At 50.2% G+C, this 12,665-nt stretch carries 10 protein-coding genes and 2 tRNA genes; 4 read left to right on the plus strand and 8 right to left on the minus strand.

What is annotated here, in order from left to right; translation table 11 throughout:
* Positions 1 to 64: 64 nt before the first annotated feature.
* Positions 65 to 2,086, minus strand: coding sequence for an excinuclease ABC subunit UvrB (uvrB, locus tag ACMAZB_RS11165; RefSeq protein ID WP_435217212.1), 2,022 nt, complete (start codon positions 2,084 to 2,086; stop codon positions 65 to 67).
* Positions 2,087 to 2,246: 160 nt separating this feature from the next.
* Between uvrB and ACMAZB_RS11170 the strand changes: the two genes are divergently transcribed.
* Positions 2,247 to 2,322 (plus strand) — tRNA-Asn (locus ACMAZB_RS11170).
* 437 nt (positions 2,323 to 2,759) lie between these two features.
* On the opposite strand, the gene ACMAZB_RS11175 is transcribed toward ACMAZB_RS11170, so the two are convergent.
* Both ACMAZB_RS11175 and ACMAZB_RS11180 read right to left on the minus strand, forming a co-directional pair.
* A tRNA-Gly gene (locus tag ACMAZB_RS11175) sits at positions 2,760 to 2,833 on the minus strand.
* Between the two features lie 125 nt (positions 2,834 to 2,958).
* Positions 2,959 to 3,456, minus strand: coding sequence for a hypothetical protein (locus ACMAZB_RS11180; protein WP_435217214.1), 498 nt, complete (start codon positions 3,454 to 3,456; stop codon positions 2,959 to 2,961).
* Between the two features lie 377 nt (positions 3,457 to 3,833).
* Here ACMAZB_RS11180 and ACMAZB_RS11185 point away from each other — a divergent pair, with 377 nt between their 5' ends.
* Both ACMAZB_RS11185 and ACMAZB_RS11190 read left to right on the plus strand, forming a co-directional pair.
* Positions 3,834 to 4,361: a peroxiredoxin gene (locus ACMAZB_RS11185; RefSeq protein WP_435217215.1), complete on the plus strand. Its 528-nt coding sequence runs from the start codon at positions 3,834 to 3,836 to the stop codon at positions 4,359 to 4,361.
* A gap of 164 nt (positions 4,362 to 4,525) precedes the next feature.
* Positions 4,526 to 5,584, plus strand: coding sequence for a hypothetical protein (locus ACMAZB_RS11190; protein ID WP_435217217.1), 1,059 nt, complete (start codon positions 4,526 to 4,528; stop codon positions 5,582 to 5,584).
* Positions 5,585 to 5,638: 54 nt separating this feature from the next.
* Here the strand turns inward: ACMAZB_RS11190 and ACMAZB_RS11195 are convergent, their stop codons facing one another.
* Entirely contained in the window at positions 5,639 to 6,778 is a 1,140-nt protein-coding gene (locus ACMAZB_RS11195) for an acyltransferase family protein (protein WP_435217218.1), read from the minus strand.
* A gap of 104 nt (positions 6,779 to 6,882) precedes the next feature.
* Between ACMAZB_RS11195 and ACMAZB_RS11200 the strand changes: the two genes are divergently transcribed.
* Positions 6,883 to 7,803 (plus strand): glycosyltransferase family 2 protein, encoded by a 921-nt coding sequence (locus ACMAZB_RS11200; RefSeq protein WP_435217220.1) that lies wholly within the window; start codon positions 6,883 to 6,885, stop codon positions 7,801 to 7,803.
* 9 nt (positions 7,804 to 7,812) lie between these two features.
* Here ACMAZB_RS11200 and ACMAZB_RS11205 read toward each other — a convergent pair whose 3' ends face one another.
* The 4 genes from ACMAZB_RS11205 to ACMAZB_RS11220 all read right to left on the minus strand — a co-directional run bounded on the left by ACMAZB_RS11205 (position 7,813) and on the right by ACMAZB_RS11220 (position 12,661).
* On the minus strand, positions 7,813 to 8,838 hold the full coding sequence (locus tag ACMAZB_RS11205) for a phytanoyl-CoA dioxygenase family protein (RefSeq protein ID WP_435217222.1): 1,026 nt from the start codon (positions 8,836 to 8,838) through the stop codon (positions 7,813 to 7,815).
* Between the two features lie 88 nt (positions 8,839 to 8,926).
* On the minus strand, positions 8,927 to 10,888 hold the full coding sequence (locus ACMAZB_RS11210) for a sulfatase family protein (protein ID WP_435217224.1): 1,962 nt from the start codon (positions 10,886 to 10,888) through the stop codon (positions 8,927 to 8,929).
* Positions 10,875 to 11,678 carry a class I SAM-dependent methyltransferase gene (locus tag ACMAZB_RS11215; protein ID WP_435217226.1) on the minus strand — a complete coding sequence of 268 codons (804 nt, stop codon included), beginning with the start codon at positions 11,676 to 11,678 and terminating at the stop codon, positions 10,875 to 10,877. The genes ACMAZB_RS11210 and ACMAZB_RS11215 overlap by 14 nt, the downstream gene beginning before the upstream one ends.
* A 5-nt stretch (positions 11,679 to 11,683) precedes the next feature.
* Positions 11,684 to 12,661, minus strand: coding sequence for a glycosyltransferase family 2 protein (locus ACMAZB_RS11220; RefSeq protein WP_435217228.1), 978 nt, complete (start codon positions 12,659 to 12,661; stop codon positions 11,684 to 11,686).
* Between the last annotated feature and the right edge of the window lie 4 nt (positions 12,662 to 12,665).

Below are 12,665 nucleotides of genomic sequence, written 5' to 3' on the forward strand. Positions count from 1 at the left end.
TCGCCCCTTTTGCCGCGGCCATCCGTTGGCTCATTGGCCCAACAGACACGGGTTCTCATTGCCGCTAACCCACAAAGGCGACTTGTTTGATTTCTGCCAACTGGTCGCGAATCCGCCCGGCCTCTTCAAACTCAAGATTTTTGGCATGCTCAAGCATTTGCCCTTCCAACTGAGCAATTTTTCGAGCCAGCGCTGCTGGCGTCAAATTGACCACTTCAGCGGCATAAGCAGCCTTTTCTTCGGCGGCGCGACGGTCTTTAGCCGATCGGGCTTTCGTTGGCATGCGGCGCGCACCTTCCAAAATATCCTGCACGCTCTTCTCAATGCCCTTGGGCGTAATACCGTTAGCTTCATTGAACTCTATCTGCTTGGTGCGCCTGCGCTGCGTTTCGTCCATGGCACGCTCCATGGACCCAGTGATTTTATCAGCGTAAAGAATGGCACGACCGCGTAAGTGGCGTGCCGCTCGACCCATGGTTTGGATTAACGACCGATCTGACCTGAGGAACCCTTCTTTATCGGCATCAAGAATCGCAACCAGTGAGACTTCCGGCATATCCAAGCCTTCTCTCAATAGGTTGATGCCTACCAGCACGTCGAATTGACCCAAGCGTAAATCTCTAATGATTTCTACCCGCTCGACCGTATCAATATCCGAGTGTAGGTAGCGCACCCGAACATCGTGTTCACTCAAAAATTCCGTAAGGTCCTCGGCCATTCGCTTGGTGAGCGTTGTTACCAATACGCGATCACCGATGGCTACGGTCTCACGAATTTCTTTGAGCAAATCATCAACCTGAGTTCTAGCGGGTCTTACCTCCACCTCGGGGTCAACCAACCCAGTGGGACGCACAACCTGCTCTACTGTTCGGCCCGTGTGCTCAAGCTCATAGGCTCCTGGAGTTGCTGAGACGAAGACACCTTGTGGCCGCAGCTGCTCCCACTCTTCAAAACGCAGGGGACGATTGTCTAACGCCGAGGGCAAGCGGAAACCATACTCAACCAGCGTCTCCTTACGGGAGCGATCACCCTTATACATGCCGCCGATCTGCGGCACCGTCACGTGAGACTCATCAACCATAATGAGTGCATTACTGGGCAAGTACTCAAACAATGTCGGCGGCGGTTCACCCGGCGCTCTACCCGATAAGTAACGTGAGTAGTTCTCGATCCCCTGACAAAACCCCAGTTCACGGATCATTTCTATGTCGTAGCGGGTGCGTTGCTGAATACGCTGAGCTTCGAGCAGCTTATCCGCTTCCTTAAATTGCTTAACGCGTTGCTCAAGCTCTTCCTCAATGAGGTCAATCGCCCCCATCATCGTATCTCGAGATGAAACGTAATGGGTTTTGGGAAATATGGTGACCCGAGGCAACTTATCGTGAATTTCCCCGGTCAAGGGGTCAAAGCTCGATATGTTTTCGATTTCCTCGTCAAAGAGTTCAATCCGGATAGCTAGCTCATCTGACTCTGCGGGAAAGATATCGATAATTTCACCCCGCACACGGTAGGTGCCGCGCCGAAAATCAATATCGTTGCGGGTATATTGCAGCTCGGCCAGTTGCCGCAGAACCCCCCGCTGATCAATGATCTCCCCCCGTGACAGGTGCATGACCATTTTAAAGTACGACTCAGGGTCACCCAGACCGTAAATTGCCGAGACGGTTGCCACAACCAGGCAATCCTCACGCTCTAGCAGGGCTTTAGTAGCCGATAGTCGCATTTGCTCGATGTGATCGTTGACCTGCGCATCTTTCTCAATAAACGTGTCTGAGGACGGTACATAGGCTTCAGGCTGAAAGTAATCGTAATACGACACGAAGTACTCCACCGCGTTGTTGGGGAAGAACTCCTTAAACTCGCCATAAAGCTGCGCAGCTAGGGTCTTGTTATGCGCCATAACAATCGTGGGGCGCTGCAGCTTTTCGATGACGTGCGCCATTGTAAAAGTCTTACCCGAACCGGTAACACCGAGCAAAATTTGCGAGGCTAGCCCTGCCTGAATACCCTCGGTTAGCTGCACAATCGCAGCCGGCTGGTCTCCTGCAGGCTCGAAGCTGGATGAAATCTCAAACAATTTTGACAAAAAACACCTCTTAACCCTTCAAACCTTGCTGACAAGGCAGAGTATGAATGATTTGCAGACTTTGCAGGAAAACCATTGACGACACATCCGGGACAGCCGTCGGGGTATTGACACTCCGCGGGCTGCTAATTACTATTCGCGCCTTCCTTACGGAAGCATTTCCGCCTTAGCTCAGTTGGTAGAGCAATTGACTGTTAATCAATGGGTCGCTGGTTCGAGCCCAGCAGGCGGAGCCACATAATACAGAGAGGATCAACGGCTTACGGCGTTGGTCCTTTTTTGTATCTGCAAAGGCGGCCACTTTAATGACAATTAAACAGCCGTTCTAAACCAAGTAACAACCGCGCATCCAACTGCAGATTTTATATCGGTATCGGCGGGTTAAGTGTTCCACAATGCCGAAATCTGAGCTGAGTTTTCACGTCACCGCCTGCTCCTTTCTGCGAACGCATCAACCCTAAGATGCCAATAGGGTTCTGGCAACTTAGGTCTGTAAGGTGACGCTAAAGTCAGTTGGCTTCATCAAGCTACCCCTACTCCATTTATCGAACACGCCTATGCGAGGTTCACAATCATGGTGAGTTCTGACCAGATGCCTATTGAGAATAAACAGAGTTGAGACCGCCGGACAGGCTCCCAAAAAAGTCGCCTGCGACGCCCGGTGCTTCTGAATTGGAGCGGGTGATGGGAATCGAACCCACGTCTAAAGCTTGGGAAGCTTTCGTTCTACCATTGAACTACACCCGCAAAAAGAAGCGCTCTGTTGCGGCCAGGTCGCGCCTGTCGAACATCAGGGCTATGTTAACCACAGGGCGCGGATTATCCGGCTGAGCAGATTCGGCGAGCGCAAGACCCACCGTTATGAGAAACCGCTACTCCACTCGGCTAATGACCGCCCGATTCGACTCCATGGCGCCACCATTCATGATGGTACTACTAACCACCACAGAGCCACTGTCGACGTCGGAGAGGTTGTAGTTCATGGAAGCCACATAATTATGATGCTCGGCATGAAGCCCCGTATCTGCGGCTAAGGTGAGATCCACCGACCCGTCTGCAATTGAAGCGGTAAACTCAGGTTCAGTACCTAGAGAACAATAATGCGTGACTTTCAGTTGGCCGTCTTGCTCCGAGTAAGTCGTCAGCATTTCAACGCCGTCTTCAACCAGGGTTTCAACCATAGTGTTGCCGTCAGAGATCAAGCGAAACGTTGATCGTGTCTCAACAACTTCACCCGTAGAGCGCGTCAACATGCCCTCCCAGGAACCTTCCATTTGCTTCATTTGTCCAAAAGCCGATTCATCTTCGGCAGATGCCAGTGCGGTCATTGAAGCTAAACCCACAATCAGTAATCGAATCATTATTTTCATTATTATTTTCCTTTTTCGGCACGAATGTCTTTATTCGAGCCCCGAGCCTACCCAAGTCACCAAGCAATCACAAACAGCAGCCATCGGCAGCCTAATGGCGCTTAGTCAGGCGTCTATTCAATATTGAAGGACCCCAGTGAGAGGCATGGCTTCTAGCGAAACCAGCGGCTTGCACACCTGCCCTCGCGTCAGCCAGCTATCTCACCAACCGTGCTGGCAATCACCCAGCCACTCATGCTGCCACCCATCCCGGCACTCATGAAAGCAAAGCAATCGCTTTTATCGATCTAATTTACTTAAAAAAGTTAGTTTTACGATCATGACTTTTTGATCATCCTTAGCGCCCTCGAAATTTATGTAGAAAAGGGAGTCCTTCAGTGAATCGATCAGTACCTAACACCTCATTCCAGACCCGCGTGCGAGATGAATCAATAGGCGGAGACAACCCCTTCCGCTGGGAAACAGTGTCGTCGGACGCTATTTTCAAAGGACGGACAGTGGCTCTGTTTTCGCTACCCGGCGCTTTCACACCGACCTGCTCCACCAGTCACTTGCCCCGTTATGAGGAACTTTGTGAGGAGTTTTATGCCGCCGGAGTAGACGAGGTTGTTTGCCTATCGGTAAACGATGCTTTTGTTATGTACAAATGGGGGCGTGAGCAGGGCGCAGAAAAAGTGCGGCTGCTACCCGACGGCAACGGTGAGTTCACTCGAAAGATGGGCATGCTGGTCGACAAATCTAACCTTGGCTTTGGTATGCGCTCATGGCGCTACTCAATGTTGGTTCGCGATGGTGTCATTGAAAAGCTGTTCGAAGAACCTGGCTTCGCTGACAACTTTGAAGAAGACCCATTTACGGTGTCTGATGCCGATACATTGCTTGAGTACCTGAAAACGGGCGAGTAACGCTTTGGTGCCATCGCCATAAGTAAAGGCAGTGCGAGCCCAAGCAAGAAGTCCTGCTCGGGCTCGCCTCAACAACCCTCGGCCCAAAGGTGCCCGCTTATAAATAAGATTCAATCACTAACGGGTAAATCAGGTGCGCTTAACGCATGGTGGCTTGTGGCGGTATGAGCCGTTACTCTGATTACGTGTTTCAACCCTGGGTAGCCACCATGTCGACAGGAGAGGTCGCAGAAAAATCACGCTATAGAAATGCGGTGATAGCGGCGCTGTTAGAGCGCGATGCAGCCAAAGACCTTAGGCGCATTGATCAACGTCTCTTGGACTATGCTCACCGAGAACCCATACAAACTCAGCGCGCCATTGATATTGACGCACCTCGTTACACCTTAACTGAAAGTCAACAAGTTCCAGAGGTGCATGCCTCAGAATTTGAAGTTAACCACCTGAGGGCTGCCATGGCCTCCCGCGGCTGCCTTATTGTAAGGGAGCTCTTTAACAGCACGACCATGACTGATTATTGCCGGGTCATTGATCTCGCAATGGAGCCTGCAAAACACAGCGATACGCAGGAGGAACATTCAGCGCGCCTGGCTACGATCTTTTCTAATCCACCCCCCCAATTGGCATCACGCCTACCAGAACCCAATTTGAGCTATGCCCGAAAGTTCCACCGTGACGGTGGCTCAGCCATGTGTGTCGAGTCTGCCAGTGTCAGCGAGCATTTACTCGAACTTTATAAGTCGGTGGGCATCAAACAACTCGTTACTGATTATCTAGGGGAAGCACCCTGCCTCTCTGCTTTAAAGTGGGTGTTGAGGCGCCCAACCTTACCGATCAATAGAAACGGCTGGCATCAGGACGGGGCGTTTATGGGCGAGGGCATCAACAGTCTAAATATGTGGATCGCTGCTAATCGTTGTGGTGGCAAGTCGGGAGCTCCGGGAATGGATTTACTGCCCCAGCGCCTCACAGAAATTCTAGGCGCAGGGGAAGGCGAAGCTGTTTTTGACTGGTCCGTGAGTGATGACGCGATGACAACATCGCAATCCAGCCATGAAATCACAGCGCCGGTATTTGAAGCTGGGGACGCATTATTTTTTGACCATTTTCTCTTGCACCGAACGCAATATGGCGGCGACTTTATAAGGCCACGTTATGCCATCGAAACTTGGTTTTTTGGCTCAAAAAATTTCCCTAGCAATCAAGTACCCTTAAGCTGGTAACCCGGATCAGGCTACAGCACCTGCCATATCCAAGCCAAAAAAGGCGCATTTTAGCTACGCGGGCAACCGACGTTTCAAATTTAGGCCAGGTAATTCGACGTATTTATAGGTAAATAGCGACGCCAATAAACTTAGTGACAAAGCCGCGAACGTCAAAAGATAAAATGTTAGGGACTGAGAAAAGGCTGCGCCAAGCCGCTCTTTTGCGGGATACATTAGATAAAATAAAACAGGCACGTGCCAAAGGTACAGCGAGTAAGAAATTTTGCCCACTACAGCCAGTACTGGGTTGATCAACACTCCGTAAAAAAAAGGTTTGGTCAGTGTAAGCACTAGCACCACGATGCTCCAAAGTATGGCCTCATAAGTATGATGCTGGTGCCAATTGGACTCTGACCGCCACTCCCCCAGCGACACGCTGTGTTGCAACACCATGCCGTTAACGTATAACGCAAGCAATATCGCTACAGCGCCTACCCCAGAAATCCAGTTAGCGCTCAACATTGGCACCTGTCTCGCACGCACAAAGATCCACGCTGAAAACATACCCAACAAAAATGCGGGTAGTCGGCCAAACAGCGACTTAGTAAGCAGGTAAGACCTGACATTTTCATCCGAAGGATTGTCTAGGACTTGGGTGATGTAAAAGACCGCCCACAGTAAAAGCCCCAGTAGAGAAATTAGGCGAAGCTTCATGCCGGTTGCCAAGAGCCACATGAGCAACGGGAGGAGCAGATAAAATTGCACCTCAGTAACAAGCGTCCACCAGACAACGCTAAACGGAAATATTTCGAAACCGACGAACTGAAAGGTAAATGCCTTAAACCCGTTGTCCCAGGAACCCGACACAACGCAGGCCAGAAGCACCGCAACGTAATACAATGGCACGATCCGTAAAACCCTAGCCGTGTAATAATTCTTTAGGCTAGGCATAGCGACCTCAGACGATTGCATGGCACTTAACCATGGAATGCTCAGCAAAAAGCCACTGATCACAAAAAAAAGCGTGACGCCTGTCCTTCCGGCAGCGACGTAGGAAAACCAAAGCGAAGGCTCTGAACCGGCGCTGCCACCACTGATGCCCCAAGCATGGAAAAAGAAAACCAGTAAAATAGCCCAACCGCGGAGCGCGTCAATTTGACTAAGGTAACCGCCCCCTCTGATACCACTCTGCAATGAAAACCAGCTGAACATACAACTCCTTGCCATTTTTAAAACCAACAGATTTTTAGTAACTGTCTACAACGGATAAACTGACACGATGATTTAAACCCTAGCCTTACTTTAGAGGTCATCCATTGAAACATAACGATACCCATTCACCTCCAACATTATCTGTCATCGTAATCGCCTACGACATGGCTAGAGAGATTCCGAGAACCCTTCAATCATTGGCGCGTACCTACCAGCAAGAAGCTGAAAACCTCGATTACGAAATCATTGTCGTTGATAACGGGTCGCCAATCCCCCTTGATGAAAATAGTTGGCGCCACATTGATGCTCCGGTGACGCTTATTCGTATTGACAATGCCCACCCCTCACCTGCGATGGCCATTAACACCGCTGCAGAAATTGCGCGGGGAGAATGGCTTTGCCTCATGGTTGACGGAGCACACGTATTAACGCCGGGTGTTTTTCAATTTGCCTTGGCCGCTGGTCGCGCCTTTGCCGAAGCGGTTGTTGCTGTGCGGTACTTTTTTCTGGGCCCTGACGAACAAAATCATTCGATTGCCAACGGCTACTGCCAAGCTGAAGAAGACAGTTTATTAGACTCGATCCAATGGCCAGCCGATGGCTATCGCTTGTTTGAAATTGGAACGCCTTTCAGGGCGGGAGCCACCAGCGCAAACTGGCTGCACAAAATGTTTGAATCTAACTGCCTTTTTATACGACGCTCCAGATTTGAAACGCTGGGGGGCATGGACAAAGACTTTGATTTACCCGGTGGCGGCTTTGTCAACCTCGATTTCTATAAGCGAGCCTGCGATAGCGAGGGCGCAACGCGGGTTCAATTGATCGGTGAAGGCAGCTTCCACCAGATACACGGCGGAACCACCACCAATGTCACCATGGAACAGCGGCAGAACCGTACTCAAACCTACCAAAAGCAGTACGATAAACTCCGCAGCAATGCCTCAGTCACCTCTAACAAGCCAGTGATGTACGTGGGTCACCTACCCAGCGACAGATCTCGTATCCACCGACACTTTAAGGGCTAAACAACTCGCCTAAAACAGTATCGGCTGCTGCTTGGCAGGCGCACGAGACTCGGCAAAAAACCAAGATTCCAGGGCATATCGTGGCAACGTATCGTTAGGGCCTTCAGCAGTCCGATGCAAACAATAATGGTCAAAAAAGATTGCATCGCCGGGCTGGAAATGAGGGCACACTAGGGGTCGGTCCTGTGCAATCTTTTCAACCAGCTTTGGGCCCACCGTCCAATCGAACCACGCGCCACACGTTCCAGTTTCATGTATCTTGCGTCGACTATCGGCGACTAGCTCAAGTCCTGGAGACTGAGCACCCTCACCACATTCAGACAACGCAACCCACAGGTTAATCGATTTAATATCCTGCCCCATAAACCGACCATCCTGATGCCACCCTTTATTTCCGCCCTTCATAGGCGGTACAGCTCGAAGAACCCACTTCCTCACAGACAGTACGGCAGCCTCGTTGAAGTAGTCTTGCAGCATTTCACGCAGGCCTAATTGGGAGTAGAAGTCGATCAACTTTGCAGCCGTTATCGGCGAGTCCACCGCCCACACCGATCCGTAGTCGGAGGACAGATCCCCACCGCCAATTCTTGCCGGTCCTTTCGGACCTTTTGCAACATACTCTGAACGACGGAACCATGACTCACTCCCAGATTGCTCCTCGGAAAAACGCTGAGGGGACTTTAAGCTGTTGGAGATGCATGCCTTGAAGTCATTTACCTTATCACCATCCATCAAATTCCGAACAATAATACCGCCTTTCCCAAAAACCCCAGCCTTGAGAGCAGCTGCACTTAACTGGTTTCTGTTTATTTCGGGAAAGCCGATCTTTTTTTCAAAACGATCATCGTGATCAGGTGACCATAGCACCGGGTCGATCGGGAGTTTTCTTCCGCCCAAAATACGAAGGTCGATCATCGCTGCAGCTTGCTCTAGCAGCTGGTCAGCTCCAAAGCGCTCCTCAAGATGCTGCAAATGCTGCTGAATATCGCTCAGCTCACTGAGGCTCTCATTATTTTCAAACATATTGCCACTCATGATTTTTCCCTGTTAGCTCCCGGCTCTCAGCCTAGCTCTCGTGACAATATGTTGCATTGGAGCCGGTAGTTTAGCGACCTTACCAAACTCAAAATACACCCCTGACAGCTCGCTCGCAATTTAGAGTGCTTAGCGCGGAGACACTGTTATCTAGCCAAGCATCAGACGAACTGTGGTCTAACAGCATTTCATTCAAAATAACGGGTCGTCCCAGAAAACCTGAAAAACGCGACTGTCCTAAACGGTTGTGCCCCAGTGTGGTCGCTAACTCATATCCCTCTAAGGGCAGTTCGAAGGTGTTTATGACGGCAGAATCGACCCGCTTCTGATCAACATAAAGCATCAGCGTCGCCCTCTTATCACTGGGAAATGCAAACGCATGATTAAAATATCCCGTCAAAATAATTTTCGAGCACTCGCCAACGTCTGGCGCTTCCGCTTCGACTTCAACCCCCAGCACATTTGCCACCAGACGATTGTTTTCAATATACATTTGCCAATGTCCCTGCTGGCCTGCGATCAATTGACGTCCCAAAGGTGTCACTTCAGCACTTCGCTTAATTGGAATCGCAAAAGTGAACCCGTTAAATCCCAGCGATCGCTGAAATAAATCGCCTGTTAAAGTACCTGCGCCCTGAGCATTGACCTTCGAATTTAAGGTTTTAAGCTCACGTTGCCCCACATGCCAATCTCTGAATTGATTCTGTAAGTCACCAATATCAGCCGAACCGGCAGAGACCTTCCGTCGAACATGCCCGTCTGGATCGGCGGCCAACTCCAGCAATTCAGGATCCATGCCAAAGGATCGGGTGATGCGCTGATCCCCATCTCGATTAAGAAGTGACCATGAAGGGGCCCGGGGTGGGCCATTCTGCCAATACAAGGCCTTTCTCTGAATGCTCTCATCAAAAAATAACGGCCATAAATTGCGACCCGGGAGCCCGCCACTCGTATGACCAGTTACGAGTGATTCAAGGGTTGGAAAATAATCGAGATAAGACACCGTCTCATCAATCACCACATTCTTTGGGATCACATCTGACCACCGCATGAGTAAGGGCGTACGTAACCCGCCCTCAGTAAACGTATTTTTGACCCCTATAAAGGGCTTATTACTCTGCAATTGCTTCTCTGTTCCCCCATTGTCACTGACCAGAATGACAAGCGTCGATCGCGTTAAATCAGACGCATCTAGGGTTGCGAGTACACGACCTACAGCCGCATCGACCTGCATGAGCATGGCGTTGTATTTACCCTCAGGCGTGTCGGGAAATTTTCTGGCAAAGCGTGTTGCTGGTCTGAGCGGGGTATGGGGAAGGTAGGTCCAATAATTGATAAACCAGGGTTGCTCTTGATCCCTTATCCGACCCAGCAAATCAATCGCCTCTTCAACCAAAATATCACTCAAATGCCCAGACTGCTGCTCAAAAGCCCCGTTATCTCGCTGCAATAGGGGATTCACGTAGGTGGGTCGCTTTAGGTTATAGCCGGCGTCTGTATGCGGACCGCGCAGTAAAAATTGGTCGAGAAAACCAAAAAAACTATCAAACCCCTGCTGGATAGGCCAAGCCTGATCGCTGGCGAAACCGAGGTGCCATTTACCGACGTGGTGGGTGGTGTAACCCGCTGCGCGCAGCATGTCAGGCAGTGTAATCACCTCCGGTGAAATACCCCTGCCTGCGGGACGAAAGCCCAGGGAAGCCGGATAGCGTCCCGTTAAAATACCCGCTCTCGTTGCAGAGCAAGTGCTATCCACGTAGTTTCTTGTAAAACGAGCACCCTGAGACGCTAATTGATTAAGATTGGGTGTATGGCCCACAGAGGCGCTATTGGCCCCTAAGTCGTTGAAGCCCAAGTCATCCAAAACAATGAACAAAATATTGGGGCGAGGACGCTCGTTCTTACCACTTTCACTGCCCACCGTCAGAGCGCTCAAAGCAGATGATGCAAGCAGCGCGAAAAATAAAAACACAAAAGAACGAAGTGCCTCCCGGGGCCTCGTAATCATCAAGAGGTCGAATCGATAGCCGTCTACCTCAGCCACCACCATCTTTAACCTGCTCGGTGCTTTTACCCTGCCCGCCTTTCGCTTTGTTACCAGCAGCCATCGCTTTAAATTTTGTCGCTTGCCGCCTTGCCTCAAGAAAGTGCGCAGCATGAACATATAACTGCCTTAATTTTTGCTGCTCTTCCTCATTTCCAGAAAACAACAGGTCAAGAAGCTGATTTTTTGAATCGGCACCACCCGGTTTTCGCAAAACCCCCAAGCCAAAGCCATGGTTGAATCTAAAAATCTCTGGCTCAGTTTGAAGCAACTCGTCAAAAAACTTCCAAGCCCCAAAATCTTTTATTCGGGCCATGACATCATGGAATAAAACAATACCCCCGGGCTTAACCTTAGGGTACCAATTTGTAAAATCCTCTTTAACCGCTTCGTAGGTGTGCAGACCATCGATATGAAGCAAATCTAACGATCCATCACTAAAGTGCACCAAGGCCTCGTTGAAATACGTGCGCATCAAGTAAGCGATGCCACGGTAATGGTCTCGGGCATAAGTCGCGACGTCGTTATATATCGAATCATCATATCCGTCGGTATGGACATCACCCTCCCAACTGTCAATGGCGTAGGCAACACCATCAATATCGTGCTCCACCATGGCCTGGCAAAATGTAAAAAATGATAGCCCGTTATAAACGCCCAACTCGACAACCATTTTGGGAGAAAGCGCCTCAACCAAGTCGTAAGCAAAGGGCAGATGATCAACCCAAGTACTGAAGACCATTCGCTTGGGTTCAAAGCGCTGCAACGACGCGGGAAAATACACGCGAGGTTCCATTGAGTTCAACTTATCCTAGGCACAGAACGCAGGGGTTCACCCGTGCCGACCTGTGTGCTCGTTTGATCTAGCGCTTGGCTTGAACTCCTTATGAAACGCATCAATTGCTTTGGTATTTCTCCTAAAAATATTGGCGTAGTTCGAGGAGGTTCGAAGGAACTACCTCGAAGCGCTCTGTATTGACTCTGAAATTGACCAATAAGAGACTCTCTCGCCCTCCGTTCTATACCACCTGTGGTGACACCACCATGAAACTGATGAAAGGTACCCTCACCCATGAGAAGGACATGATCGAAACCAGGTGCCTCACAGGCGCGCTTATAAAAATCAAGATTAACTAATCCACCACCCATATGATCAAAACTCTCATCGAGCCCGCCTAGATGGTCCCACAAAGACTTAGGAACACTGATGCAGTTGCTCTCGCTGTGCTGTTTAAATAACCCAGCGGCACACGACCCACTAAAACAGGCGATATCAAAAAGGCTGTAGCCATTGCGCGGCCAATCGATAGACGCCAATAACTGAGACTCCTCAACAACACCGTAGCCCTGCTCTACGGCACGTTGCTGTAACTGTCGCCCCAAATGATAACCAGGAACACTCACCACGTAATTGTGATGTAAGCGGTGGCCGCGTAATATATTTTTGACGACACCCGGAGTCACCATTCGCGCACCATCGACTAAAAGCGCCACGTGGCTGCGGCGGCACAGCGCTGCACCGTAATTTGCCGCAAAAACAGGGGTGGGATTTGCTTCGTCGCGCAGGTGATAGCTGAAATTTTTCGGTAGTGATTGAATGAAATCGGCGGGCAAATTATTCAATGAGCGATTTTCCACAACGACGACATCATAGTCACTTTCAGTGACGCCCTGCTGGTAGTGGCTCGTTAGTGAGTACAGCGTTTTTTTCGCCTGCTCTGGCATATTGTAGACAACAACAACCAAAGCCACCCCCGTGTTGCGCGACTGGCGACTCAATGCT

This window comes from Luminiphilus sp. nBUS_07 (genome assembly GCF_051201685.1).
Lineage (GTDB): Bacteria > Pseudomonadota > Gammaproteobacteria > Pseudomonadales > Halieaceae > Luminiphilus.

Excerpts from the sequence above, each read along its gene's own strand:
- ACMAZB_RS11180 (WP_435217214.1), bottom strand. The coding sequence starts at position 3,456 with ATGAAAATAATGATTCGATTACTGATTGTGGGTTTAGCTTCAATGACC.
- ACMAZB_RS11190 (WP_435217217.1), top strand. The coding sequence starts at position 4,526 with ATGAGCCGTTACTCTGATTACGTGTTTCAACCCTGGGTAGCCACCATG.
- ACMAZB_RS11195 (WP_435217218.1), bottom strand. The coding sequence starts at position 6,778 with ATGTTCAGCTGGTTTTCATTGCAGAGTGGTATCAGAGGGGGCGGTTAC.
- ACMAZB_RS11205 (WP_435217222.1), bottom strand. The coding sequence starts at position 8,838 with ATGAGTGGCAATATGTTTGAAAATAATGAGAGCCTCAGTGAGCTGAGC.
- ACMAZB_RS11210 (WP_435217224.1), bottom strand. The coding sequence starts at position 10,888 with ATGGTGGTGGCTGAGGTAGACGGCTATCGATTCGACCTCTTGATGATT.
- ACMAZB_RS11215 (WP_435217226.1), bottom strand. The coding sequence starts at position 11,678 with ATGGAACCTCGCGTGTATTTTCCCGCGTCGTTGCAGCGCTTTGAACCC.